General features: G+C 36.8%; 25 protein-coding genes. 8 read left to right on the top strand and 17 right to left on the bottom strand.

Annotated features, from left to right (window positions below; genetic code table 11):
• Positions 1-3: 3 nt before the first annotated feature.
• Entirely contained in the window at positions 4-561 is a 558-nt protein-coding gene (gene pth, locus FFM65_RS01305; RefSeq protein ID WP_119317297.1) for an aminoacyl-tRNA hydrolase, read from the bottom strand.
• A 146-nt stretch (positions 562-707) separates the two neighbouring features.
• Between pth and FFM65_RS01300 the strand changes: the two genes are divergently transcribed.
• Complete coding sequence (locus FFM65_RS01300) at positions 708-1,691, top strand: L-lactate dehydrogenase (RefSeq protein ID WP_010018488.1); 984 nt, start codon at positions 708-710, stop codon at positions 1,689-1,691.
• 119 nt (positions 1,692-1,810) lie between these two features.
• Positions 1,811-2,473: a cyclic di-AMP binding protein CbpA gene (cbpA, locus tag FFM65_RS01295; RefSeq protein WP_119317296.1), complete on the top strand. Its 663-nt coding sequence runs from the start codon at positions 1,811-1,813 to the stop codon at positions 2,471-2,473.
• Positions 2,474-2,667: 194 nt separating this feature from the next.
• Here cbpA and ald read toward each other — a convergent pair whose 3' ends face one another.
• The 6 genes from ald to FFM65_RS01270 all read right to left on the bottom strand — a co-directional run bounded on the left by ald (position 2,668) and on the right by FFM65_RS01270 (position 9,327).
• On the bottom strand, positions 2,668-3,783 hold the full coding sequence (gene ald, locus FFM65_RS01290) for an alanine dehydrogenase (RefSeq protein WP_119317295.1): 1,116 nt from the start codon (positions 3,781-3,783) through the stop codon (positions 2,668-2,670).
• Between the two features lie 297 nt (positions 3,784-4,080).
• The gene (locus FFM65_RS12060) at positions 4,081-4,254 is read right to left on the bottom strand and encodes a hypothetical protein (RefSeq protein ID WP_162897871.1); all 174 of its coding nucleotides are present in this window, start codon (positions 4,252-4,254) and stop codon (positions 4,081-4,083) included.
• A 387-nt stretch (positions 4,255-4,641) separates the two neighbouring features.
• Positions 4,642-5,754 (bottom strand): alanine racemase, encoded by a 1,113-nt coding sequence (gene alr / locus FFM65_RS01285; protein ID WP_119317293.1) that lies wholly within the window; start codon positions 5,752-5,754, stop codon positions 4,642-4,644.
• Entirely contained in the window at positions 5,754-6,116 is a 363-nt protein-coding gene (acpS, locus tag FFM65_RS01280) for a holo-ACP synthase (RefSeq protein WP_010018483.1), read from the bottom strand. Before acpS ends, alr begins: the two co-directional genes overlap by 1 nt.
• A 242-nt stretch (positions 6,117-6,358) precedes the next feature.
• A complete protein-coding gene (gene cshA, locus FFM65_RS01275; RefSeq protein WP_119317292.1) occupies positions 6,359-7,882 on the bottom strand; it encodes a degradosome RNA helicase CshA in 1,524 nt (507 codons plus the stop codon).
• An 83-nt stretch (positions 7,883-7,965) separates the two neighbouring features.
• Positions 7,966-9,327: a UDP-N-acetylmuramoyl-tripeptide--D-alanyl-D-alanine ligase gene (locus FFM65_RS01270; protein WP_119317291.1), complete on the bottom strand. Its 1,362-nt coding sequence runs from the start codon at positions 9,325-9,327 to the stop codon at positions 7,966-7,968.
• Between the two features lie 88 nt (positions 9,328-9,415).
• Here FFM65_RS01270 and FFM65_RS01265 point away from each other — a divergent pair, with 88 nt between their 5' ends.
• Entirely contained in the window at positions 9,416-10,654 is a 1,239-nt protein-coding gene (locus FFM65_RS01265) for a multidrug efflux MFS transporter (protein ID WP_119317462.1), read from the top strand.
• Between the two features lie 25 nt (positions 10,655-10,679).
• Here FFM65_RS01265 and FFM65_RS01260 read toward each other — a convergent pair whose 3' ends face one another.
• The 6 genes from FFM65_RS01260 to FFM65_RS01235 form a co-directional block, all read right to left on the bottom strand.
• A complete protein-coding gene (locus FFM65_RS01260) occupies positions 10,680-10,928 on the bottom strand; it encodes a type B 50S ribosomal protein L31 (protein ID WP_059073656.1) in 249 nt (82 codons plus the stop codon).
• Positions 10,929-11,028: 100 nt separating this feature from the next.
• Entirely contained in the window at positions 11,029-12,525 is a 1,497-nt protein-coding gene (abc-f, locus tag FFM65_RS01255) for a ribosomal protection-like ABC-F family protein (protein ID WP_119317290.1), read from the bottom strand.
• A 228-nt stretch (positions 12,526-12,753) separates the two neighbouring features.
• Positions 12,754-14,034 carry a UDP-N-acetylglucosamine 1-carboxyvinyltransferase gene (murA, locus tag FFM65_RS01250; RefSeq protein WP_010018475.1) on the bottom strand — a complete coding sequence of 427 codons (1,281 nt, stop codon included), beginning with the start codon at positions 14,032-14,034 and terminating at the stop codon, positions 12,754-12,756.
• 37 nt (positions 14,035-14,071) lie between these two features.
• Complete coding sequence (gene pyrG, locus FFM65_RS01245; RefSeq protein ID WP_119317289.1) at positions 14,072-15,685, bottom strand: CTP synthase; 1,614 nt, start codon at positions 15,683-15,685, stop codon at positions 14,072-14,074.
• Between the two features lie 176 nt (positions 15,686-15,861).
• Positions 15,862-16,500, bottom strand: a complete 639-nt coding sequence (rpoE, locus tag FFM65_RS01240) for a DNA-directed RNA polymerase subunit delta (protein WP_119317288.1) — start codon at positions 16,498-16,500, stop codon at positions 15,862-15,864.
• Between the two features lie 46 nt (positions 16,501-16,546).
• On the bottom strand, positions 16,547-16,987 hold the full coding sequence (locus FFM65_RS01235) for a YwiB family protein (RefSeq protein WP_059073653.1): 441 nt from the start codon (positions 16,985-16,987) through the stop codon (positions 16,547-16,549).
• Positions 16,988-17,042: 55 nt separating this feature from the next.
• On the opposite strand from FFM65_RS01235, the gene FFM65_RS01230 reads away from it, so the two are divergent.
• The 5 genes from FFM65_RS01230 (at position 17,043) to FFM65_RS01210 (ending at position 22,127) form a co-directional block, all read left to right on the top strand.
• Entirely contained in the window at positions 17,043-17,855 is an 813-nt protein-coding gene (locus tag FFM65_RS01230) for a lipoate--protein ligase family protein (protein ID WP_119317287.1), read from the top strand.
• Entirely contained in the window at positions 17,855-19,198 is a 1,344-nt protein-coding gene (locus tag FFM65_RS01225; protein ID WP_119317286.1) for an HD domain-containing protein, read from the top strand. The genes FFM65_RS01230 and FFM65_RS01225 overlap by 1 nt, the downstream gene beginning before the upstream one ends.
• A 76-nt stretch (positions 19,199-19,274) precedes the next feature.
• Positions 19,275-20,972 (top strand): glycerol-3-phosphate dehydrogenase/oxidase, encoded by a 1,698-nt coding sequence (locus FFM65_RS01220; protein WP_119317285.1) that lies wholly within the window; start codon positions 19,275-19,277, stop codon positions 20,970-20,972.
• 251 nt (positions 20,973-21,223) lie between these two features.
• Complete coding sequence (gene mscL, locus FFM65_RS01215; RefSeq protein WP_119317284.1) at positions 21,224-21,637, top strand: large conductance mechanosensitive channel protein MscL; 414 nt, start codon at positions 21,224-21,226, stop codon at positions 21,635-21,637.
• 322 nt (positions 21,638-21,959) lie between these two features.
• A complete protein-coding gene (locus tag FFM65_RS01210) occupies positions 21,960-22,127 on the top strand; it encodes an LPXTG cell wall anchor domain-containing protein (protein WP_119317283.1) in 168 nt (55 codons plus the stop codon).
• 97 nt (positions 22,128-22,224) lie between these two features.
• On the opposite strand, the gene FFM65_RS01205 is transcribed toward FFM65_RS01210, so the two are convergent.
• The 4 genes from FFM65_RS01205 to FFM65_RS01190 form a co-directional block, all read right to left on the bottom strand.
• Entirely contained in the window at positions 22,225-23,205 is a 981-nt protein-coding gene (locus FFM65_RS01205) for a ribose-phosphate diphosphokinase (RefSeq protein WP_119317282.1), read from the bottom strand.
• A 14-nt stretch (positions 23,206-23,219) separates the two neighbouring features.
• A complete protein-coding gene (gene glmU / locus FFM65_RS01200) occupies positions 23,220-24,608 on the bottom strand; it encodes a bifunctional UDP-N-acetylglucosamine diphosphorylase/glucosamine-1-phosphate N-acetyltransferase GlmU (RefSeq protein ID WP_119317281.1) in 1,389 nt (462 codons plus the stop codon).
• Between the two features lie 74 nt (positions 24,609-24,682).
• Positions 24,683-25,525, bottom strand: a complete 843-nt coding sequence (purR, locus tag FFM65_RS01195) for a pur operon repressor (protein ID WP_010018463.1) — start codon at positions 25,523-25,525, stop codon at positions 24,683-24,685.
• Positions 25,526-25,700: 175 nt separating this feature from the next.
• Positions 25,701-25,976 carry a Veg family protein gene (locus FFM65_RS01190; RefSeq protein ID WP_119317280.1) on the bottom strand — a complete coding sequence of 92 codons (276 nt, stop codon included), beginning with the start codon at positions 25,974-25,976 and terminating at the stop codon, positions 25,701-25,703.
• Positions 25,977-26,043: the final 67 nt, after the last annotated feature.

Here is a 26,043-nt window from a genome sequence, read left to right as displayed (position 1 = left end):
ATTCTAATTGTATTTATTCATTAACTGATCAGCAGTACTGCCACTGACCCAATCCTTAACCATATCAACAGCTTTATCGATTCCAGACAAAGCTACTGGCTCTTGATCCTTAGAAAATGGCGTCAAAACCCAGTTGACAACGGTTTGTTTATCAGGATGCTGTATACCAATTTTAATACGATTGAAGTCTTTGGTACCTACAGCTGAGATTATACTCTTAATACCATTGTGACCACCAGCAGAACCCTTCGTTCTTAATCGAACTTTACCAATTGGCATATCAAGATCGTCTTGAATAACCATCAATTCATCAGTTCTAATTTGGTAGTAGCCCATCAAAAATTTTACCGCTCTACCTGATTCATTCATAAACGTTAAAGGTTTAACAAGGAAAACTGTCTCGCCATCAACTTTAAATTTACAGTATTGTGCTTCAAAATCTTTTTTCATTTGTGTTTGACCGTATTCGTTCATCAATCTATCAATAGTCATAAAGCCCATATTATGCTTCGTACGATCATATTTCTTACCTGGATTACCTAAGCCAACAATTAGTTTCATATTATTAATACCTCATTTCGAACTTACATTATATCATTTAAAAAATACTAAATTTTCACTTTTTTCACAATCAGCTTGTTTATTTACCCAAATTATTTGTATAATGGGTCAGGAACATATTATTTTCGAAGGGATGATATTTTATAATGACAACTCCAACAAACGAAAAGAACCATCAAAAAGTACTTCTAGTTGGTGACGGTGCCGTAGGTTCAACATTTGCTTACGCCATGACACTTCAAGGTATTGCACAAGAACTTGTTATCTGTGATATCGCTAAAGATAAGATCAAGGGTGATGCAATGGATCTTGCTGATGCAATTCCATTCTCATATCCAAAGAACATTCACGCTGGTGAATATTCAGATGCTAAGGATGCTGATATCGTAGTTATCACAGCCGGCGCTCCACAAAAACCAGGTGAAACAAGACTTGACCTAGTTAACAAGAACTTGAACATCTTGAAGACAATCGTTGATCCTATCGTTGAATCAGGATTCAATGGTATCTTCGTAGTTGCTGCTAACCCAGTTGATATCTTGACATACGCTACTTGGAAACTTTCAGGCTTCCCTAAGGAACGTGTAATTGGTTCAGGTACATCACTAGATACTGCTAGACTACAAAAATTCGTTGGTGAAGAATTAAACGTTGACCCTCGTTCAGTTAATGGTTACATCATGGGTGAACACGGTGATTCAGAATTTGCTGCATGGTCACACTTAACTGTTGGTGGCGTTACAATGGCAGAATGGATGGAAAAACACCCAGAAATCACAAAAGATACTCTAGACAAGATCTACAAGAAGACTGTTAACGCAGCTTACGACATTATCAATACTAAGGGTGCTACATTCTATGGTATCGGTACTGCTCTTGCTAGAATCTGTAAAGCATTGCTTGCTGACGAAAGCACAGTATTACCATTATCAAACATGATGACTGGTCAATACGGCGTTTCAGACATTTACATTGGTTCACCTGCAATCATCAACCGTAAAGGTCTACAACAAATCATCGAAGTTCCATTAAACGATGAAGAATCAGCACAAATGAAGAAATCAGCTGCAGAACTTGAAAAGATCCTTAAGGATGGATTCGAAGCAACTGGTATCGAAGGTCGTCAATAATCTATTGATTACCGATCAAAAAAAGCTTGAGACAAATGAATAATTTGTTTCCAGCTTTTTTTTTATCCCGAATTACTGTATTATTAATTCAATTATAGTTAGATTGGATGTGAATATATATGTTAGTTAAATCACTTGTACTAAAAAAAGATAAGCTTACTACTGTCAAAGAAACAGTTACACTGGAAGAAGCTTTAAAGGTTCTAGAAGACTCTGGTTTCCGTTGTGTGCCAATTTTGGATGAGAGTGGACAAATATTCAGGGGTAATATTTACAAGATGCACATCTATCGTCACAAGTCACGTGGTGGCGACATGAACTTGCCTGTAACTACTTTGATGAAAAATGCTACTAAAACTATTAGTGTAGATTCACCATTTTTCAAAGTCTTCTTCAACATTAAGGATCTTCCTTACATCGCTGTTCTAGACGAAAATAATCTCTTCTATGGTATCTTAACTCACTCAAGACTTTTGAGTATGTTGTCAGATGCTTGGAATCTCGATCTTAGTAGTTATGTTTTGACCGTCAGTTCTTCTGGCGACCGTGGCGATCTTGAAAAAATGTCAAAGATTTTTGCTAAATACGTTTCCGTAGCTGCTTGTATGACTTTGGATGCCAAGTCAAACGAAGTAGTCCGCAGAACGCTCTTCACATTACCATCTGGAACTGATATCGAAACATTAAAAGAAATTATCAAACGCCTTGAAAAGAAGAGTTTTGTTGTTTCTGAAATCGATGATTTAAAATCAGGTAAAATTCTCGACAAAAATACATTATAATAATAGTGTTGCTTACCAAAGTTGATTTAATTTTTAATTGTTTACGCAGCAAACAGTTCATCAATCTAATCCACCACGGTAAGCCGTTTTGGGAAATACAAATATATACTGTTTCTAAAACAAAACCGTTTCCAAAACAAAACCAAAAATCCTTACTAACTGTCAACCACACAGCTAGTAAGGATTTTTTATTTCTAAACTTCAACTTTTACTAAATCATCTAATGAAACATATTTCATATCTAAACTGTCAGCGACAGCCTTTTCGGTTAAATTACCTTGGTAAGTATTAACACCAGTCTTAATAGTTTTATTTTCAATTGCTGCAATACCTTGATTAGCAATCTCAACTGCGTATGGCATTGTAACGCCAGATAAGGCTTGTGTAGCTGTTTTTGGCACAGCCCCAGGAATATTTGCGACTGTATAGTGAACAACGCCGTGGGACAAGTAAACTGGATCCTCGTGAGTTGTAGCTTTCACACTAGTTTCAAATAATCCACCTTGATCGATAGGAATATCAACGACTACTGAACCAGGCTCCATCGATGCAATCATTTCTTCAGTCACCAATTTTGGCGTAGCAGCACCTGGAATCAAAACTGCCCCAACTACCAAATCAGAGTCCTTAACGCATTTAGCAATATTTTGAGCATTCGACATCAATGTTTGAATCTTGCCATCGAAGATATCTTCAATTTCTACTAAACGTTGTGGATTAATATCTAGTAGCGTTACTTCAGCACCCATACCGATGGCTATTTTGGCTGCATTGACACCAACTGTTCCCCCACCGATAATCGTAACTTTACCTTTTTTAACTCCTGGTACACCACTCAATAACAACCCTTTACCTTGATGTGGTTCTTCCAAGAAATGAGCTCCGACTTGAACTGCCATACGTCCTGCAATCTCACTCATTGGGAAAAGCAATGGCAAGCCACCATTTGGTCCAACCATCGTTTCATAAGCAATTCCAGTTGTTTTACTTGCTAGCAATGCATCTGTTAATTTCTTATTGGCAGCTAAATGCAAGTAAGTATAAATTATTTGACCTTCCTTGAAATACTTGTACTCTGTTTCAATTGGTTCTTTAACCTTAATAATCATGTCAGAGTCCCAAACCTCTGCTACATCAGCAATTGTAGCTCCGGCATCAATATATTGTTGGTCAGTATATCCGGAACCGATACCCGCATTTTTCTCCACTAAAACAGTATGTCCAGCTTTGACCAGTCCTACTACTCCATCGGGAGTAGAACCAACACGTTCCTCTTGGTTTTTGAGTTCTTTTGGTATACCAACTTTCATAAAATATGAATCCTCCTTATTGTGAATTTATTAGCAATATAATATATCATATCATAGACTGAAAACGTTCTCAAATTTGACAATAGGTAAGAAACTTCCGTCGTCCGTGAAAATCCTGTGGCTGGCTGGAACATGGCTGACACGATTTTGAGCTTTTGCATGGCCCCAAAGACGCAAAAGCTCAAAACTCGGTTTTTCACTAGGCAATAAATTGGTTCTTATCATGGTTTGGTTATATAAAAATGCAGAGAAGTTCCATCTTCAATGTGTTAGTTGTATGTAAGTTTATTTTTTGAATTAAATAAAATAAATAATAGAACCAGGATTTAGTCTGGAGCACAAGCCCTGTGATGGCTCAGCCGCCAAATTATTCTTAGCAACTTGTTGCTTAGAATAAGACCAATCTTGAAGACTTTGCCCGATTTTGGGCTTAGCAAAGGCTCCAAGTTGCGTCGGCAGCGTTCCAGCCAATCACAGGGTTTGTGTGGAAGACGGCAATTAACACTAACCAACTTTTAGTAAGAACCAATAAATTGCCAAGAGAAATTTATCCATTGAGCCGCCACAAGATTTTCACTCCCGACTAGATTTCAATTTCTATTTGAATAGAATTAGACACATACTTTATGAATAACTACTCTATTTCTTTGTAGCATAATAAAAAAGAAGATACTACTGGAATCACAGCAATGTACTGCAATTCCAATAATATCTTCTTTTAATTTCTTGAAGTAATTTATATAAAGATAGATATCACTATCTAGTCGGGAGTGAGGTCCTGGAAAATGCTCAGTTGTGAAATTTCAGCAATTTTCCAGGGCCGAACGGACGACGGCAGCAATGCACTAACTAAAAAGATTATTTCTTATAAACTCGAGGTAATCTTTCACTCAAGCTGCAGAGTATTTCGTAATTAATCGTACCAGCATATTTAGCAGCATCGGTTGCGGTGATTTCTTGGTCGCCATCTTTGCCCAAAATAGTAACTTTAGTTCCAACTGGTAATTCTTTTGGCAATCTGACCATGAATTGATCCATACAAATTCGACCGACATTTTGACAACGTTGACCATTGATCAAAACGTCACTGCCTTGCATTCTTCTCAACCAACCGTCAGCGTAACCGATTGGAACTGTTCCGATCCATTCGTCTTCTTTGGCAGTATAAGTTGCGCCATAACCGACACTTTGACCGGCTTTGATTTTCTTAACGAAAACTAATTCTGAATACAAGCTGAGAGCTGGTTCTAGTTTGTATGGTAATGATGTGATATCAGTTTGTGATGGATTCAAGCCATACAAAGCAATTCCATATCTAACCATATTGATGGCTAAATCCTTGTGCCACAATGCCGTAGCTGAATTAGCACAGTGAACATAGGTGAATTTTGTTGGTAAGTCCGTTGACATTTCTTTGAAACGTTGAACTTGTTTTTCAAAGTAGTTTTCATCAGGACTATCAGCTGTAGCAAAATGTGTAAATAATCCTTCGGGAATAAAGGCTTCTTGATGCTCATTCAAGAAATTGCAGGCAGCAACTAAATCAGCTTTTGTTTGAAAACCAATTCGACCCATACCACTGTCAATTCCTAAATGAACACGCAAATTGGACGTTCTTAACTGTACGGCAACCTTCAACCAGTCTAAATCACCCACAGTTACCGAAATATTAGCTTGTGCGGCGACTTTAGCGTACTCGACAGGAATTATACCTAAAACTAAAATAGGAGCTTCTACGCCACTGTTACGGATTTCTAGGGCTTCGTCCAAAGTAGCAACACACAATCCGCTTGCACCAAATTCGATTTCGCTTTTGGCAACTTTAACTAATCCGTGTCCATAGGCATTAGCTTTCACGACCGCAAATACTTTGGTACCCTTTGGTACTGAGTTTAATTCATTTTGGAGATTCTTTTTTAACTTCCCTAAATCAACTTCCACGTAAGCAGGACGATGAATTGATGGCAACATTATTTTTCTTCCTCCTCTAGAATAACTTCTGTTATTACTAGTTCATCTGTATCTGAAATTGAGACATGAATATTACCTTTGAAGAGCTCTGTTTTAATAAATGGTTGACCAGATGGATGATTCAAAACACTCAAATCATGAAAACCGATACCGACTAAACCGGTTCCCATTGCTTTAGTGAAAGCTTCCTTTACAGAAAAACGACCTGTTAAATAAGTCATCTTAGCTTTTTCGGTATTGAGAGAGTTGAAAACTTCAATTTCATCGGCGTTCAAAATCTTTTCCAAAAATCTAGGATGGCGACCATAAATTTGCTTAACTCGACTAATCTCAGCAATATCGATACCTAATCCTTTGATCATACGTAACCTTCCTTCCATTTTTTCAAGAACGACATAATTATTTCATGAAAATAATTTTTTTGCAGTTCAAATTAACAAAAAAGTGCGACAAATTACTGACTCGTGTAACCTTAAGCCTAAATCATAGCATTATTAACTTACTTTACAAGTCCAACAATTATCTACAAATCCCTTAGACTCATTTTACTGTACAAAAAAAGACAAAGTAAAATAATTTACCTTGTCTTTTTTTATTTAATTAATTATTTTTCTAGATTAGTTCTGATCTTGAATGACTTCTTGCTGCGACCATGACGTCTGTTGTCATTTTCACGACGTTTGCCACCCTTTTTATCATCACGACGGTCATTGTTGCGACGACGACGATGATCATTGTTACCACCACGGTGACCGTTATATCTACCACGACGACCATGGCCAGAACGACTGTGACTAACTTTTCTTGATGGAAGTGGTCTTTCAGGAGCAATCTTAACAGGAACTGTCTCGGCATCCTTAATTGATTCACTCAAGAAAATACGAGTGATGTCTTCTGGTGAATATTCAGCAAGTAATTCTTGAACGGCTGAATCAAAACGATCAAGGTGCTTGTCATGTTCCAAAGTATCCTTGATATCTTGCTTAACTGATTCAAGTTGTCCTTTAAGAACTTCTTTATCAGTAGGTGGAGCAAGTGGTTCCATACGTTTCTTAGTCAAGTTTTCGATTGTACGTAAGTAACCCATTTCGTTAGGTGTAACAAATGTTACTGACACACCAGAATGTCCGGCACGTCCTGTACGTCCAATACGGTGAACATAACTATCAGGATCTTGAGGAATATCATAGTTGTAAACGTGTGATACACCTGAAATATCCAAACCTCTAGCAGCCACATCAGTAGCAACTAAGAAGTCTAGTTTACCAGCCTTGAACTTACGTAATACGCTAGTACGTTTGTCTTGTGACAAGTCACCATGAATACCTTCAGCGTTGTAGCCACGAGCTTGTAAACCACGAGTTAATTCATCAACACGTCTCTTAGTACGACCAAAGATCAAAGCTAATTCTGGAGCTTGAACATCGAATAAACGAGTCATCAAGTCGAACTTTTCATAATCTTTAGCCTTAACAAAGTATTGTTCAATCTTATCAGCAGTTAATTCTTTTGACTTGATCTTAACTACTTCTGGTTCGTTCATAAACTTATCAGCAATCTTCATGATAGGTTTTGGCATTGTAGCTGAGAATAACAATGTTTGATGCTTGTTAGGAACGTTAGAAAGGATACTTTCGATATCTTCAACGAATCCCATATCTAGCATTTCATCAGCTTCATCAAGAACAACTGTCTTAACGTTGTGCAACTTCAAAGTGTGACGGTTGATGTGATCGAGCATTCTACCCGGTGTACCGACAACAATTTGAGGGTGATTCTTCAACGCACGGATTTGACGTCTGATATCAGAACCACCGTAAACACTTTGAACCTTAACTTTCTTTTCCTTACCCAAACGATACAATTCTTCTTGTGTTTGGATAGCTAATTCTCTAGTTGGTGAGATAATCAATGCTTGAATATCGCTAGATTGAGTATCAACGGCATTTAGCAATGGTAAGCCAAAGGCTGCCGTCTTACCTGTACCAGTTTGAGCTTGACCGATAACGTCAGCGCCAGTCATAACTAGTGGAATAGTTTGAGCTTGAATAGGTGTAGTTTCTTCAAAACCGGCTTCGTCTACGGCACTCAATAATCTGGGATCTAAATCTAATTCTTTAAATTTCACAAATGTCCTCCATTTTTTAAAACACGATAAATAACAATTTGACTACTTTACCACGTTTTTTACACAAACTCAAATGACAACTACTACATTAAATCATGTAAAACGTTTTCTAAATGAATTCCATGACTAGCCTTTAATAAGACAGTGTCATCTGGTGTCATTTCCTTTTGTAAATCTTTCGTCAAATCGGCCAACTGATCTTGGCTATACCAAAGCAAATTATCGGCTGAATATTTTGTACTTAATTTATCACGTAAATATTTCATTTCTGGACCGACTAAATAAACTTTTTCAAAATCCTTTGGATCGATATGATCTGCTATAGATTCATGTAATCTCTGAGCTGCATCGCCAAGTTCCAACATGTCACCTAACACAATCAATTTACGACCTGTAGGAATCTCCTTTAAACTGTGCAAAACTTCAATTGCGGCAGTTGGATTAGAGTTATACACATCGCTCAAAATATCAGCACCGTTTTTAGCTTTGAGCCATTCGGTACGATTTTCAGTCACAAATAAATCCTGCAATGCCTTTTGCATAGCGTTAGGTCTAATGTGTGATGCGCGTCCAACTAATAAGGCTGCCAAAGCATTATTGACATTGTATTCACCCATCATAGGAATTTCGAATTCTAAATCAGGCCACTTGTTTGTGTAAAACTTTGTAGTAGTTTTGCCCGGAATAATCTTTGTAGCATACAAATCATTAGAATCCTGACTTCCAAAGGTCAATTGATCTTGTTCGACTTGTTTTGCTCGTTCTAATAATAAGGGTTCATCCCCGTTGTAGACAAAAGTTCCGTCTTCTTGTAGATGATTTGTAATTTCCATCTTGGCATCAGCAATTTTGTCACGTGTTCCAAAGAATTCTATATGAGCTTCACCAATCATTGTGATAACAGAAATATCTGGATTAGCAATATTACTCAAATGATCAATTTGACCAGGACGATCCATTCCCATTTCTACCACTAATACTTCAGTGTTGATTGGCATGTTCAAAATCGTAAAAGGAACTCCAATTTCATTGTTAAAGTTTTGTGGCGTCTTGGCAACATTGTTACTAGTACTCAAAACTTTGGCAATCATATCTTTGGTAGTTGTTTTACCATTGCTACCAGTGACGGCGATAACCTTAGGATTTACTTTGTTCAAATAATACTTAGCTAGTGTCTCAAAAGCTTCTGAAACATTTTCAACTACCACATAGGCGATATCGTCATTTGGAATCTCGTGGTCGCTTTGCCAAATAGTTGCACTAACTCCATTTTCAATGGCACTATTAATAAACTCATGTCCATCGCGTTGACCTTGCAATGGAAAGAATAAATCACCTTTTTTAGCTTTACGGCTGTCGAAGCAAACTCCTGTGATTTCAACATCTTTGATGTCGTCAGCTTCTATTTTTAATGCGGAGTAAACTTCTTTTAACTTCATCTTCATGAATAGACTTCCCCAATTTTAAAAAAATAATTTTATATGATTCTACTAAAAAGAGTATACTAGGATACTTAGAAAGGATTTGATGTATATGTCATCTAATACGAATGATTCTGAGCAGCCGAACAACTATTGGAAGAAAAATCTAATTGTTCTCTGGTTCAGTACCTTTGTATCAGGTATTGGCTTTAGTATGATAACACCCTTTATGCCATTATACATTAACCAGTTAGGTAATTTCACAAAAAGTCAGCTCGTTATTTGGAATGGTATCGCCTTTTCATCGACATTTCTTGTCATGGCGATCATCTCCCCTGTTTGGGGTAAAATAGCTGATCGAAAAGGTCGCAAGTTGATGTTGATTCGGGCATCACTTGGTATGGCCATTGTTATTTTCCTACAGGCCTTCGTAACTGCCCCTTGGCAATTAGTTGTCTTAAGACTCCTACAAGGTGTCTTTTCCGGATTCGTTAGTAACTCCAACACCTTAATTGCCTCCACAGCTCCTAGATCTGAAAGTGGAAAAGCCTTAGGGACTTTGAATACCGGAGTTATCTCTGGTACTTTGTTAGGTCCATTGGTCGGTGGTGTTATTGCTCAATACCTCGGTTATCGAATTCCCTTTATGATAACCGGTTCATTGCTATTCATAGCGTTTATTTTAGTCACGATCTTTATTAAGGAAGATTTCAAACCAATTTCTAAAGAAGATGAAGAATCGACTAAAGAAATTTTCCACAAGTTGAAAAATCCTAATTTGATTTTGGCAATGTTCGTCACGACGATGATTATCCAAACTTCAAATAATTCGATCAATCCTATCATCAGTTTGTACGTCAAACAATTGATGCACGGCTCTAGTCAAGTTACTTTAGTAGCCGGAGTTGTAGCGGCAATGCCGGGGATTGCTAATATTATCGCCGCTCCAAGATTTGGGGCTTTAGGTGACAAGATCGGTACTGGTAAAATCTTGATCGGTGGTTTGATTTTTGCCGTCTTAGTCTACATCCCACAAGCGTTTGTAACTAACGTCTGGCAACTAGCCATCTTAAGATTCTTAGTCGGTATCTCCGATGCCTGTCTAGTTCCACAAGTTCAAACGATTTTAGCCAAATATACTGACGCCAAATATACCGGAAGAGTCTTCGGTTACAACCAGTCCTTCCAATCAGTTGGTAACGTCTGTGGACCACTACTTGGTTCATCGATTTCTAGTGTTCTTAGTTATTCAGCTGTGTTCTTGAGTACTAGTTTTTTGGCCTTGATCAACTTTGGTTGGGTCTTTACCCATTTGAAATCACGAAAAAAGAATATAAGTGCAAAAAAATAAGCCATCCGTTTTGGATGACTTTTTTTTACTTGTTTTGCAAGCCATATTTCTTGTTGAAACGATCGATACGTCCATCTGCTTGAGCAAACTTTTGTTTACCAGTATAGAAAGGATGTGAATCTGATGAGATTTCAACACGAATCAATGGGTATTCTGTACCTTCATAATCAGTTGTTTCTTGTGAGTTCATTGTTGAACCAGCTAAGAATTTCTTACCTGTTGATGAATCCATAAATACAACTTGGCGGTACTCTGGATGAATTCCTTGTTTCATTCTATGTCGCTCCTTTGCCATAAATCTTTTACAGAAATATAGATTAAATTACTAACAGTGTCTAATAATATCATGAGTTAGCTAATTATTCAACACAATTCTAATGATGTAAATTGACTTTTACACTGGAAACTGCATCTATCAAATCTTGGTCGTGATCAATCAAAAGCATAGTCGGATGCTGTTTTTGGATGGCTTCAATAATTTGTTGACGAGTAATGACATCCAAATAATTCAGTGGCTCATCCCAGAAATACAAGTTAGCAACTTCAGACAAACTCAGAGCTAAAGCAACTTTACGTCGTTGCCCTTGACTCATTTTTTCCACAGGTTGATCAAAAAGATAACGTTCAAAGCCTAATTTTCGCAAATTAGAGAAAACTAATTCAACCTCAATCTTTTTTTGTTCAGCTAATTGGGTAATAGTTCCTTTTAATTCGTTATCTTGTCGCAAATAAGAGATTTTTAAATTGTTGGCTACTCGAATATTGCCTGCTTGTGTAAAAGGCTGTGGTAGGCCAAGAATCTGTCTAAAAATAGTCGTCTTGCCAATACCATTCGGTCCAATAATTGCCACGACTTGATTGCGTTTGACCTTAAAACTCGTTTTTGGCGTCATTATATTGTCATGTTTTAAGGTTAAGTTTTCTACTTGGACAAAAAAGTCAGGATGATTTCTTTTTTCGTAGTTTAATTCTATCGGTGCTTCGATTTCGATGTTTTTCAACAAAGTTTTCTTCTCATCGATTGCCGAATTAACTCGATTTTCAGCTGCTTTAGCCTTCTTCATCATCTTAGCGGCCTTAGTTCCAATAAAGCCCTTATCAAGATGAACTTTTTCATGATATTGTTTACGGTTCTTATGTGCCTCGGTTTGACGCGACCAATTTTCACGTTTAACGGCAGTCTCATGCAGACGATTGATATCTTTTTGTAATTGTTCCTTTTCATCTGCTTCAGTTTGATTTTGTAATTCCCATTGCGTTTGCCATGTATCAAAATTCCCCTTGTATACCGAAACATCACTGCGATTGATAGAAATAACGTGATCAATCACTGAATTTAAGAAACTCTTATCGTGGGAAATTACGATAAAACCCTTTTTACTCTTTAAATAATCTGCAACAATTTGACGACCTTCAATATCTAAGTGATTAGTCGGTTCATCAATCAATTGAAACCCTGATTCATCGACGAATAAAATTGCCAATAAAACTTTGGTTCTTTCTCCAGGACTTAAAGTGGCGAATCGCTGCTGAAGAACCTTTTGGTCGACTTTTAATTTATCAAGCTCGACTTCAATTTTCCAAAGTTCATAGTCCTCTAATTGAGTAATTTCCTTTACTACATAAATAGTCAATAATTCTTTATTCACAACTGTCTGTGGATAATAATAAAAATTCAAATTGGAAACTATTCGACCACTGTATTTCAACTGCCCCAACAGCATCTTTAATAACGTCGTCTTACCACGACCATTGCGACCGATTAATCCGAGTTTCCAACTTTCATCGATTTTTAAATTCAGGGAATCGAACAAATTGTCCATCATTTGATCATATTTAAAACTAACATTTTCTATTTGAATTGTTCCCATAAAACAACACCTCACAAGGTGTCGATCAGTCGACTTAAGCGCACAAAAAAAAGAACGCTAAACAGCGTCCTCCCTTTTTACAGGAAGCACTGTTGAGAATTTAAGCCGAGCTAAACTACACCATATATTTCTATATTTGTATAATTTAAAACTCTAGCTTAGTTTCTCAACGGCGCACTTCCCCTCTGTATTTGATATAAATAAATTTATCAGGTTAATTCTTTAATGTCAAGATTCTACTAAATCGTCTTCACCAATCAATTTGACGTCAGCACCTAAACAATGTAATTTCCAAACTACTTGATCATAACCACGCAAGATATTTTCCGCATGATCGATCACTGTTTGACCTTGAGCTAACAGCCCGGCAATCATCAAACAAGCACCAGCTCTAATTTCATCAGCAGACACGTTAGCACCTTTTAACTTGGCACCACCGTGAACGAAGATCAAATCATTTTCACTAGTGATATTGGCACCCATTTTTGTTAATTGGGCAATATGTTTGACTCGCTTAGGATAAATTGTGTCGATAATCATTGCATCGCCATTAGCTTGCATTAACAAAGGTGTGATTGGTTGTTGCAAATCAGTCGCAAAACCTGGATATGGCATCGTCTTGATATTCACAGCTTTTAATTCAGGTGATGGTTTGACATAAATACTGTCTTCGCCGACTTCCAAATTAACACCCATTTCATCAAGTTTTGCCAAAAAGGCATCCAAATGTTCACTAATGATATTCTTAACCAAAATACCACCACCACAAGCAGCGGCTAAACTCAAATAAGTTCCAGCTTCAATTCGATCAGGAATAATCGTATGAGCATTGTTAGAACGTAATGTATCCACTCCTTCGATACGGATAGTTTCCGTTCCGACACCACGGATGACAGCACCCATGTTATTTAAGAAAGTTGCTAAATCAATAATTTCCGGTTCCTTTGCGGCATTTTCAATCACAGTTGTTCCTTTAGCTTTGACAGCTGCCAGAATAACGTTGATCGTTGCCCCTACTGAAACCATATCTAAAAAGATTTTAGCTCCCTTAAGACCTTCTTCAGGAGTTGTGATAATGATCTGCCCATGTTTGTTCTCAACGTGTGCACCTAATGCTTCAAATCCCTTGATATGTTGATCAATAGGACGTGGTCCAATATCGTCACCACCGGGAAATCCGACTACAGCTTTACCGAATCGTCCCAGCATTGCACCCATAAAATAATATGAGGCTCGCAAACTGCTAACTTTACCACTTGGTAATTCAGCAAATTGGATCTTTGTCGGATCAATTCGCAATACATCATTATTCATTTCTGAAGTAACGTTCATATCTTTCAAAATAGAACGTAAATTTTTTACATCTCTAATTTGTGGAACAGAATCTAATACTACAGGTGTATCGGATAAAATGGCCGCTGGTATCAAAGCTACAGTGCTATTTTTGGCACCACCAATTGTCACTTCACCCGACAATTTCTTTCCACCGTTGATTACAAGTTTTTGCATAAGCTTTTTCCTAACTATATTTGACTACTAAGGAAGACTAAATTTCGTCTTCTTCAAGGCCAGAAGCTGCACCGATGAAGGCTTTGAATAGTCCTTCTGGTTTAGTTGGTCTTGACAAGAATTCTGGATGGTATTGAGCAGCAATGAAGAACTTGTTTTCAGGAATTTCAATTACTTCAACCAAGTGGTTGTCTGGTGAAACACCTGAGAATACTAAGCCAAGATCTTCAAATTGTTTACGATATTCGTTGTTGAATTCGTATCTGTGACGATGTCTCTCTTGGATAACTGATTGATTATCGTAAGCAGCAGCTGTTTTAGTACCTGGTTTTAGTTTACATGGATAAGCACCCAAACGTAAAGTACCACCACGATCTTCGACATCTTTTTTATCTGCCATAATATCAATAATCTTATGAGCAGCATTTTCATCAATTTCACCAGTTGTTGCATCCTTAATACCAGCAACGTCTCTAGCGAATTCAATACTTGCCATTTGCATACCTAGACATAGTCCAAGATATGGTACGTCGTTTTCACGAGCATACTTAATAGCAGCAATCATACCTTCTAGTCCACGGCTACCAAAACCACCAGGTACTAGGATACCATCTGAATCCTTCAAATAGTCAGCAACATTATCATCATTGATCAAATCAGCTGAGATTTTTTCAATCTCTATTTCTGAATTATAAGCGTATCCAGCTGAACGGAGTGCTTCTGTAACTGAAATGTAAGCATCTTGTAATTTTGTATACTTACCAACCATTGTGATCTTTGTCTTATGCTTCAAGTTGTGGACACGGTTAACCAATTTGTTCCATTGTTCCATGTCAGCAGGTTTTGTATCTAAGTGCAAGTAACGACATACGATATCATCGAAGTTTTGAGCTTGTAGGTTCAAAGGAACATCGTAAAGTGAACTTGCATCAAGTGATTCGATTACAGCTTCTGAGTCAACATCACAGAATGAAGCAATCTTGTCTTTCATGCTTTGTGGCATTGGCATTTCTGTTCTAACTACTAAGATGTTAGGTTGAATACCAATTCCACGTAATTCTTTAACACTGTGTTGTGTTGGCTTTGTCTTCATTTCGCCAGCAGCCTTCAAGTAAGGAACTAGTGATGTATGAATGTAAACAACATTTTCTGAGCCAACTTCAGCTTTCATTTGACGCAATGCTTCTAGGTATGGTTGTGATTCGATATCACCAACAGTACCACCAACTTCAGTAATGATTACATCTGAATCAGTAGTTGTAGCAGCACGCATAATCTTTTGTTTAATCATATCTGTAATATGTGGAATAACTTGCACAGTTGCACCGTTGTAATCACCACGACGTTCGCGACGAATTACTTCGGAATAAATCTTACCAGTAGTAACGTTTGAATATTTGTTCAAATCGTTATCGATAAATCTTTCGTAATGTCCAAGGTCAAGATCAGTTTCTGTACCATCGTTAGTAACGAAAACTTCACCGTGTTGGTATGGACTCATAGTACCAGGGTCCACATTAATATAAGGATCGAACTTTTGCATTGTTACCTTAAGGCCGCGATTTTTTAATAGTCTACCAAGGGATGCGGCAACAATTCCCTTACCTAATGATGAAACAACTCCACCTGTAATAAAAATGTATTTAGTCATAACTTCCTCCACATACTAATTCTAGGGATTTCTTACTCGCAAAAATAAAAAAGTCCCCTATTCAACATGAACAGGGAACTTGAATTTGTCTATCTAATAGAGCCCGAACTATATAATACCGTGATATGTTCGAGTCGTCAAACTTTTAATTCGAAAATTTAACTATTATTTTTTAACTATTCTTCATCATCATCGTCATCGTCGTCATCATCTTGGTCAGACAAGTCGATATCTTCGTCGTCATCGTCAGCATCAAATTCTGATAATTGTCCCTCAATACCGTCTTCCAATGAATCATCATGTTCATCGTCGTCGTCATCATCAACTGATGTTAAATCTGAATTAGTGAACTTAGACAAGTCCGGTCCATTATTTGATGAGCCATCACTGTCATCGTCATCATCCATGTCAGATACATTTAGGTCACTGTCATCATCATAATCGACAACATCATCGTCGTCATCATCTTCACTCAAGAAGGCATTAACCTTTTGAGCAGCTTTATGAGCATTTTCAGTACCATTATCTTCTGGGTGATTTACCTCTTCGTCGACTGAATCATATGGATACCACTTACGTAGACCCCAAACATTTTCGCCGAGTGAAAGAAAACTTCCATCATTATTCAAATCTGTATAGAATTGTGGAAGTGCTCTCTTGATATCTTCGTCAGACTTACCTAAGTAGTCTTGCATTTCGTTAACGATATCTGAGAAATTCATTACTTCTTTATTATTGTTGTTGAGAATCTCATAGGCAACCTCAATCAATGAGAGCTCGTCTTTATTTTGATCCTTGAATTTATCAAACTTCAAACGTGTACACGTCCTTTCGCAGCGTCTTACTTATAATGATATAGACCTAAGCACTAAAAATCAATCTAAACTTATAATTACCTATCACATTATCATCGTAAATCAAGTCATAATCAATGTTTATTTTACCAGAAAGTGGATTATTAACAATTTCAACTTGAGAATCCTTGGTATAAGTTGCTAATGGCAAGACTCCATATTCTGTTTCCAAATGACCCGTATTGTGCTTTTGATGCGTAAAATACAACAATGATGCTAAATTCGTCGACTTAGCAACACGTTTAACATGAATTTCGCCACTCTCAGTCACTTTAACTAAGATTGACGCTTTGTCATTATTATCTAGACTTTCATTGAACCGTAAATAAATCGAATCACCAATTTGAATAAATTTACCTGGTTCAGAAATCTTTGTATGGGTCAGTTCCCCTGATTGCAAAGTTTCTATATTTAATTCGACATTTATGTCAAAACTATTATTTTCCAATAACTCCCGCCTCTACATGATAAAATTATATTAATTAATTAAAAGAAGTGATTAAGTGAACAATACTATTATATTATATGACCAACAAATTAGCTCAACCAAAGATTTACTTGTACCTTTTTCTGATACCGGTGCTATTTTAAAATTTGTTTCTGAAACTAGTCAACCAGTCATTCACTTTTGGACTACGCCACCAACTGTGATCTTAGGGATGCAAGATAAGCGACTCACTAATTTTCAAAGTGGACTCGATTTTTTATCATCTAAAGATTATTTATTTTATTTACGCAATTCCGGTGGTTTAGGCGTAGTTTCTGATGACGGTATTTTGAATTGTACCCTCTTTTTGCCGGATAAAGACAATCTCTTAATCGATGATGCTTATAACAAAATGTATATTTTACTAAAAAAAGCTTTCAGTAACAAGATTCAAACTGGCGAAATCACTCGCTCCTATTGTCCAGGAACATTTGACCTCAGCATCGATACTCAAAAATTTGCTGGAATTTCTCAACGCCGAGTAGGTAACGCTGTAGCTGTGATGGCCTATATAAGTATCAATGGCAACCAAAAGAAACGTAGTCAATTGATGAAAGACTTTTATGAAGTTGGTGATTTTCCTAAGAATCAACAATTCGACTATCCTGACATTGATATTCACGCGATGGAAAATCTTGATAGTTTACTACATATTGACTTATCCGTGGCTGAAGCCAAAAAAAGAATCCTCAGTGCTTTAACACCCGATTATAAAATTTCACAAAAAGAATTTTTTATTGTTCAAAACTCACAACCATATCAGAACGCTTTTAACCAAACTCTAAATAGCTTGATCAAGCGAAATAAAATTATTTTGGAGGAGAAATAATGACAGATAATATCAAAATGTTACCCCGAGAAAAAGTTTTCCGAGATCCTATTCACAATTATATCCACGTTCAACATCAAGTCATCTTAGATTTAATCAATACCAAGGAATTTCAACGTTTACGTCGGATCAAGCAATTAGGTACTTCTTCATTTACTTTCCAAGGCGCTGAACATTCTCGTTTTACGCATTGTATGGGTGTTTACGAGATCACTCGCCAAATTTGCGATAATTTCCAAAGAAACTACCCATCCAAAACTCCTGGCGATGGATTGTGGAATGATGACGAACGCCTAGTTGCTTTATGTGCTGCTTTGCTACACGATGTCGGTCATGGTGCTTATTCGCATACTTTTGAACACATCTTCAACACTGACCACGAAATGTGGACGCAAAAAATCATTACCTCTAAAGAAACCGAAATCAATCAAGTCCTTCGACAAGTCAGCGAAGACTTCCCCGAAAAAGTAGCCAGTGTCATTGCTCACACTTACCCTAATCCTCAAGTCGTTCAGATGATTTCTAGTCAAATCGATGCTGATCGTATGGATTACTTATTACGTGATGCTTACTTCACTGGTACTAAATATGGAATGTTTGATTTAACAAGAATTTTACGCGTTATGCGTCCTTATAAAGGTGGGATTGCCTTTGATAATGACGGGATGCACGCCGTTGAAGACTATGTACTTTGCCGTTTCCAAATGTATCAACAAATTTACTTCCACCCAGTTTCTCGTGGTATGGAGGTCGTTTTAACGAAATTATTGCAACGAGCTAAGGATTTATACGAACACAACCATATGCGCGACTTTGAGATGCCAAGTCTATTAGTACCATTTTTTGAAGATAAAGTGACAATCGATGATTATCTATTACTAGATGACGGTATTCTCAATACTTACTTCACGCTTTGGCAAAGTTATCCAGATGAAATCCTCAAAGATTTAGCCTATCGTTTCTTATCTCGTAAGCCATTCAAATCATCAGAATATGACAACAAAACTAAGCATTTCCTACCTGAATTAGCTCAAATCGTTGAAAACGCTGGGTTTGATAAAAAGTACTACACCGCCACTAATTCTAGTTTTGATTTGCCTTACGATGTTTACAATCCCAATTCCAACAAGAGTCGAACTCAAATTGAAATCATGCAAGACGATGGCTCTTTGATTGAACTTTCAACTGTCAGTCGATTAGTCAATGCCTTAACAGGTAAAATCCTAGGCGATCAACGTTTCTACTTCCCTAAATCAATGTTATTAAAACAAACGGATGATTTGTTCAATAATTATTATCTTGAATTCCAAAAGCACATTCACAATGACAAAATCATCATGTAAATCGCTTTCAACTTGTTCTGAATTTTATTAGAATGTACTTAACTAAGTAGGCTTTCTTAAAATGAGGAGGAATATCATGTCAGAATTTTCAAATAAAACTAGATCATCTAATTTACAAAATATGCAAGATCAAGTCTTGGACTTACTGATTATCGGTGGGGGTATTACTGGTAGTGGAATCGCACTTGATGCACAATCCCGTAATTTAAAAACAGGTTTACTAGAAATGCGTGACTTTGCTTCTGGAACTTCTAGTCGTTCAACTAAATTAGTCCATGGAGGATTACGATATTTAAAACAAGCAGCTGTCAAAGAAGTTCACGAAGTCGGTAGTGAACGTGCTATCGTCTATAACAATGCTCCACACGTCACGACACCTTTAAAAATGATGTTGCCTTTCTACGAAGATGGAACTTTTGGTCCTTTCACAACTGCTATTGGTTTGGACGTTTATGATCGTCTAGCTGAAGTAAAATACTCAGAGCGCAAATACATGTTGAACTCACATGACACTTTGGAACGTGAACCATACATCAAAGGTGAAGGTTTAAAGGGTTCTGGTGTTTATGTTGAATATCGAACTGATGATGCTCGGCTGACCTTAGAAGTTCTCAAAAAAGCCAATGAACTAGGTGCTTTAATCGCCAATTATGTCAAAGTTACTGGTCTTTTGTATGATTCCAATGACAAAATCTGTGGTGTTATTTTCAAAGATCTCATCACCGAAAAAACTGGTGAGATTCACGCCAAGAAAATCATTAACGCCACAGGACCTTGGGTTGATGGAATTAGAGAAATGGATCACTCCAACACTGGTAAACATTTGCACTTAACTAAAGGTGTACATTTAGTTATCGATCATGATAAGTTTCCAATTTCTAATTCAATCTACTTTGATACGCCTTTCCACGATGGAAGAATGATGTTTGCCATCCCTCGTGAAGGTAAAACTTATATTGGAACGACTGACACTACTTGGACAAAAGATCCTAAGGAACCTAATATCACTGCAACTGATGTTACTTATATCTTGGCAGCCGCCAATCAAATGTTTGACCTTCCAGAATATTTAACACCTGAAGATGTCGAAAGCGGTTGGTCTGGAGTTAGACCTTTGATTCAAGAGGAAGGTAAATCCCCTTCAGAAATTTCACGTAAAGATGAAATATTCCAATCAAAATCAGGATTACTTTCCATTGCCGGTGGTAAATTAACTGGCTATCGCAAAATGGCAGAAAAAATCGTCGATCGTGTAGCCAAACAATTAGATCTCGAGAGCGAATATGAATTTCTACCTACTCAGACAAAGGATTTAGCTTTATCAGGCGGTGACGTCGGTGGTGGTAAATACTGGATGGAATTCTTCGATAAAGAAGTACACGAAGGTATCGTAAATTATGATCTGGATCGTGACGATGCGGAAAAATTAGTCCAACGTTTCGGTTCAAATGTACGTGCTATTTATGAACTATTACCCGAAACTAAAACCAAAGCTCGCTTACCAAGAATCGATTGGGCAATGTTAAATTACGGTTTGCAATACGAAATGGTTGAACACCCTATCGATTATTTACTCCGTCGCAGCAGTCAGATGCTATTCAATATCTCTCACATGAAGAGTATTAAAACCCCTGTAATTGATTACATGAGTAAGTTTTATGACTGGGATGAAGAAACTAAACAACAAATGACTGACGAAGTGAACCAAAAACTAGATTTAAGTGATTTGAAACAAGTCAAAAAACAATACTTGGATTACAAGAAAGAACACTAAATTTAATTACTTTCATAATAAAAAAATAGAATCTCCATCTAGTCCGGAATAGCAAAGAAAATTGGCTCAAATGCGTCGGCAGCGTTCTAGCCAATCACAGGGCTTGTGTGGAAGACGGCAATTAACACTAACAAAAACAAATTTCATTCTGATTAAATATTCAATAAATATTTTGCTAAACCTTTCATTTTTATCAAAATATAGTAAAGTGAAACTTGTACAAAAAATGCAATGAAGGAGATTTAGCGAGAATGCTTAAGGAATTTCAAGAATTTATTTCCCGTGGTACTGTTGTTGACTTAGCTGTCGGTGTTATCGTTGGTGCGGCTTTTAATAGCTTAGTATCAGCGATCACTACCTACCTTTTGAATCCGCTAATTGGACTCATCATTGGGCAAATTGATTTATCAGACATGAAGTTTCAAGTATTAGGTGCAACCTTTTTAATTGGTGACTTAATCAATGCCATAATCAATTTCCTAATCATCATGTTCGTTGTGTTCTTAATCGTTAAAATGATGAACCGTATGCGTCGTGATGGATCTCGTAGTAAGTTTGACCAAAATGGTGATGAAATACCAGATCCACAAACTGAATACTTACAACAAATTCGAGACCTACTAAGATATCAACAAAGAAATAATCATGACAACAGAAGGTACTAAAAGTAAGTAATTAAATGAATAAGCCCTGATAGAACGTAGATTAGATTAAAATCTATCTGCATTTTATCAGGGCTATTTCTATTCCTAAAAACAATAATTCGATACGCTTTTAGTTTTTAATACTTCTTTATGGATACTACGATAAAGGTGAAGCCAAGAAATAAAATATAAGGATTTAGCAACCCCATTAACTAATAATACTAATCCAATTCAAGCTACAACTGGTAATTCTACTAATACTACTGCAACAACTAATACTGGAAATTCTAACTCGAGTTCCACTATCAATCACACTACTAACACTTTAGTATCTAACTTATCGATGAAACATATTGCTAAGAATACAAATTCTACTACTGATCATGGTACAAATAACTATTCAAACCATCCACAAACTGGTAACAAGTTATCTGCATTACTAAGCGCCCTAGGTTTAACTATTTTAGGAATCTTGGGATTCTGTCTAAAGAAATTCAAAAAAATTATTTAAAATCAAATAAATAATCTCCTTGTAGTAACCATTTAGTTACTGCAAGGAGATTTTTTAATCAAAAAAGCATCCTCAATTGAGAATGCTTAATTTATTATTATTTATTCTTTCTTTCGAAACGAGTGTTGAACAATGGACTAACTGGGTCATTGTCATGAACACGTTTGATAGCTTCCCCGATAAGTGGTCCAACTGAAACTTGTACCATCTTGTCGATGATTTTTTCTTTAGGAAGATTGATTGAATCAGTAACAACTAAAGTCTTAATTGGTGAAGCTTCAATTCTTTCAATAGCTGGGCCTGAAAGGATTGGGTGTGTACAACATGCGTAAACTTCTGTAGCACCGGCATCGATTAGAGCTTGGGATGCTAGAGAAATTGTACCAGCAGTATCGATCATATCATCAATGATGATGGCACGTTTTCCTTTAACATTACCGATAATGTTCATAACTTCGGCAACATTAGCACGAGGTCTACGTTTATCGATGATAGCAATTGGTGTCTTCAAAAATTCAGCTAATTTTCTAGCACGAGTAACACCACCGTGGTCAGGTGAAACAACTACGGCATCTTCTTCAAGGTGATTTGATAGGAAGTAGTCAGCCAACAATGGAGCACCCATCAAATGGTCAACTGGGATATCAAAGAATCCTTGAATTTGTGCAGCATGCAAATCAAGTGCAAGCACACGATCAACACCGGCACGTTCTAGCATGTTAGCAACTAATTTAGCTGTGATAGGTTCACGTGAACGTGATTTACGATCTTGTCTAGCATAACCGTAATATGGAATAACAACATTGATCACACTAGCAGAAGCACGTCTTAGTGCATCAACCATGATCAATAATTCCATCAAATTATCGTTAACTGGAGCTGAAGTTGATTGAATCAAGAACACTTCAGAACCACGAATACTTTCGTCAATATTGATTTGGATTTCGCCATCACTGAAACGTGTAACTGATGACTTTCCTAGTGGTACGCCGACCTCTTTAGCAATTTTTTCAGCCAAAGGTTTGTTGGAGTTCAATGCAAAAATCTTCATTGGTACTTCGTTATTTTGACATGACATTTAATTATTCACCCTTATTTCCATTCTTCACTTTTTGATAGTGGTAATCTGTTCCAAAAATCTTCTTTATTTGTTTGTCTCTCACGTGCAATAGCCATTGCATGCTTAGGAATATCCTTTGTTATCGTTGAACCGGCAGCGATGAATGAGTGATCAGCCATCTCAACTGGAGCAACAATATTAGAATTACTTCCGATAAATGAGTGGTCGCCGATAGTACTGTGGAATTTCTTAACGCCATCATAATTGACGAAAACCACACCACAACCAACATTGATATCAGTACCTAAAGTAGCATCACCAACATAAGTTAAATGACCAACTTTAGTTCTGTCACCAATCTTAGCATTCTTAATTTCACAAAAGTTTCCTACGTGAACGTCGCGACCAATTTCAGCCTTAGGACGTAAGTGTGAGTTAGGTCCAATGTTGCTACCCTTGTGCATAATAGCTTTTTCAATTGTAGAACTGATAACTTCAACGTTATCTTGAATCTCAGAATCTGAAATTCTTGAACCAGAACCGATAACACATTCTGAACCGATAGTCGTTTTACCGAAAATCTTAACGTTTGGTTCAATGACAGTATCATTGCCAATTTCAACGTCAACATCAATGTAAGTATTATCAGGATCAACGATTGTTACACCGTCACGCATATGTGCTTCATTGATTCTTCTTTGCATGATCTTTTCAGCTTTTGATAAAGCTACACGGTCATTAACACCTAATGATTCACTAAGATCAGCCATTTGATAAGCTGAAACTTTCTTACCTTGTTGTTTCAATAGTGAAATAACATCTGGTAAGTAGTATTCACCTTGAGCGTTGTCATTATTGACTTTGTGCAAATTCTCAAATAACAATTTATTATCAAAGCACAAAACGCCAGTATTGATTTCTTGAATCTCTTGTTCACTACGAGAAGCATCTTTTTGTTCAACAATTTTTTCAACATTGCCATTGCTATCACGAACGATTCGGCCATAACCAAATGGATCGTCAGCGTGAGCTGTTAAAATAGTTGCACTAGCTTGTTCCTTTTCGTGAAAGTCCAAAAGATTCTCAAAAGTTTGCGCAGTGAACAAAGGAGTATCACCGGTAACTACCAAAGTAATACCATCCTTGTCACCTAAATCTTTTTCAGTTTGCAATACAGCATGACCTGTACCTAGTTGTTCAGATTGCAAAGCATATTTAGTTCTGTCACCAAGTAATGCTTCAACCTTATCAGCACCATTACCAATTACAGTTTCGATTTGGTCGGGCTTGATTTTTTCAACTTGTGTTAAAACATGGTCAACCATGGCTCTACCAGCAACAGGATGCAATACTTTGTACAATCTTGACTTCATTCTTGTACCTTTTCCGGCAGCAAGAATTATTACATAACGATTCGACATCAGAAACTCCCTTCAGTCATTCAAATATCCTTATATATAATAGCATTATTATATATGACTGCTCAATCTAGAATTTATTCAAAATAACTGAAATCGGTATTAGTTAAATAATTTCCTGGTTCTACATTGAGAATTCGGTTTTTAGTATCGATTTTAGTTACTTTAAAGATTGACGTAATATCGTCATCACTAAATTGACTGTGGATATTGATATTTTCAGCAAAAACGGTCGCACCAACAAAGATAGCATTAAATTCAGAAATCAAACTTTGCAAACCATTGATAGTACCGCCGCCTTTCATAAAGTCATCAACGACTAAGACTCTAGAACCTTCGTCCAAACTACGCTTTGATAATTCCATCTTTTCCACACGATCAGATGAACCAGATGCATAGTTAACACTAATGGTTGAACCTTCTGTAATTTTAGAGTCACGACGAACAATGACAAATGGAATGTTCAAGAAATTAGCTACACTTTGGGCAATTGGTATACCTTTAGTTGCCACTGTCATGACAACATCAATAGAACTTTGTGAATATTGTGTAGCAATCATGCGACCCACTGTTCTCAACAATTCTGGATCTGCCAATAAATCAGTCAAATACAAATATCCACCAGGCAAAATTCGATTAGGTTCAACCAAACGCTTGGAAGTATCCTCAATAAATTCTGTAGCTTCTTTCTTAGAGATTCCCGGTGTAAAGATAACTCCGCCACCAGCTCCAGGCAAAGTTTCCAAAACACCAATTCCTCTAATCATAAAAGTTCTTCGTAAAATTCCTAAATCCTCAGAAATTGATGACTTAGCTGATTCGTAACGATCAGCAAAAAATGCTAATGAAATTAATGTATGTGGTCGTTCCAGCAAATAGCGAGTCATATCAATTAAACGTTCGCTTCTTCGTGTTTTCATCTTTTTTTCTCCTAAAACATATCTTCCTACAAGATTATAAAGCAAAACAATGAACAATTCATGTTTTTTTCAAAGTAAAACATGTCTTTCCCCAAACTTTGCCTTCAGCCTTCACACAAAAAAAGAGGTCTGAACGATTTTGTCCAAACCTCTATTCTAATGAACGCTTATTATTTTATTCAACTTCAGCTTCTGGTTCTGAATCGTCTGATTCTTCACCATCAAACTTAATATCAATTGATTTTGTCAATAAATCAGCATAACTATATGAAACTCTTTCAAATGAGTTTTCATTTTGATCCAAATCTACAACAAAAACTGAATGGAATGTTTCTGATAGGGTACCGCGACGGCGGACAACCTTCTTACGACCTGCTTGTGCAACAATTGTCAAATTCTCACCTAAGTGTGAATCTAATCGACTCTTAATTGTCTTCAATGATGTTGGCATTATAATAATCACTCCTTAGGAGTGAAATTTTACCACGTTTCTTTGAAAACTGCAAGAAAATAATAAA

Source organism: Companilactobacillus formosensis, from assembly GCF_005405305.1.
GTDB classification, from domain to species: domain Bacteria; phylum Bacillota; class Bacilli; order Lactobacillales; family Lactobacillaceae; genus Companilactobacillus; species Companilactobacillus formosensis.
Note: the sequence above shows the minus strand (reverse complement) of the source record. Positions and strands in the feature narration are given on the sequence as shown.

Bases quoted from the DNA above. Each gene is read 5' to 3' on its own strand.
- pyrG (WP_119317289.1), bottom strand. From the start codon at position 15,685: ATGACTAAATACATTTTTATTACAGGTGGAGTTGTTTCATCATTAGGT.
- FFM65_RS01270 (WP_119317291.1), bottom strand. From the start codon at position 9,327: ATGAAGATGAAGTTAAAAGAAGTTTACTCCGCATTAAAAATAGAAGCT.
- pth (WP_119317297.1), bottom strand. From the start codon at position 561: ATGAAACTAATTGTTGGCTTAGGTAATCCAGGTAAGAAATATGATCGT.
- ald (WP_119317295.1), bottom strand. From the start codon at position 3,783: ATGAAAGTTGGTATACCAAAAGAACTCAAAAACCAAGAGGAACGTGTT.
- FFM65_RS01260 (WP_059073656.1), bottom strand. From the start codon at position 10,928: ATGAAACAAGGAATTCATCCAGAGTACCGCCAAGTTGTATTTATGGAT.
- purR (WP_010018463.1), bottom strand. From the start codon at position 25,525: ATGAAAACACGAAGAAGCGAACGTTTAATTGATATGACTCGCTATTTG.
- FFM65_RS01210 (WP_119317283.1), top strand. From the start codon at position 21,960: ATGAAACATATTGCTAAGAATACAAATTCTACTACTGATCATGGTACA.
- glmU (WP_119317281.1), bottom strand. From the start codon at position 24,608: ATGTCGAATCGTTATGTAATAATTCTTGCTGCCGGAAAAGGTACAAGA.
- mscL (WP_119317284.1), top strand. From the start codon at position 21,224: ATGCTTAAGGAATTTCAAGAATTTATTTCCCGTGGTACTGTTGTTGAC.
- FFM65_RS01300 (WP_010018488.1), top strand. From the start codon at position 708: ATGACAACTCCAACAAACGAAAAGAACCATCAAAAAGTACTTCTAGTT.
- FFM65_RS01220 (WP_119317285.1), top strand. From the start codon at position 19,275: ATGTCAGAATTTTCAAATAAAACTAGATCATCTAATTTACAAAATATG.
- FFM65_RS01205 (WP_119317282.1), bottom strand. From the start codon at position 23,205: ATGTCATGTCAAAATAACGAAGTACCAATGAAGATTTTTGCATTGAAC.
- acpS (WP_010018483.1), bottom strand. From the start codon at position 6,116: ATGATCAAAGGATTAGGTATCGATATTGCTGAGATTAGTCGAGTTAAG.
- FFM65_RS01225 (WP_119317286.1), top strand. From the start codon at position 17,855: ATGACAGATAATATCAAAATGTTACCCCGAGAAAAAGTTTTCCGAGAT.
- FFM65_RS01190 (WP_119317280.1), bottom strand. From the start codon at position 25,976: ATGCCAACATCATTGAAGACAATTAAGAGTCGATTAGATTCACACTTA.
- alr (WP_119317293.1), bottom strand. From the start codon at position 5,754: ATGTTGCCATCAATTCATCGTCCTGCTTACGTGGAAGTTGATTTAGGG.
- murA (WP_010018475.1), bottom strand. From the start codon at position 14,034: ATGCAAAAACTTGTAATCAACGGTGGAAAGAAATTGTCGGGTGAAGTG.
- abc-f (WP_119317290.1), bottom strand. From the start codon at position 12,525: ATGGGAACAATTCAAATAGAAAATGTTAGTTTTAAATATGATCAAATG.
- FFM65_RS01265 (WP_119317462.1), top strand. From the start codon at position 9,416: ATGTCATCTAATACGAATGATTCTGAGCAGCCGAACAACTATTGGAAG.
- cbpA (WP_119317296.1), top strand. From the start codon at position 1,811: ATGTTAGTTAAATCACTTGTACTAAAAAAAGATAAGCTTACTACTGTC.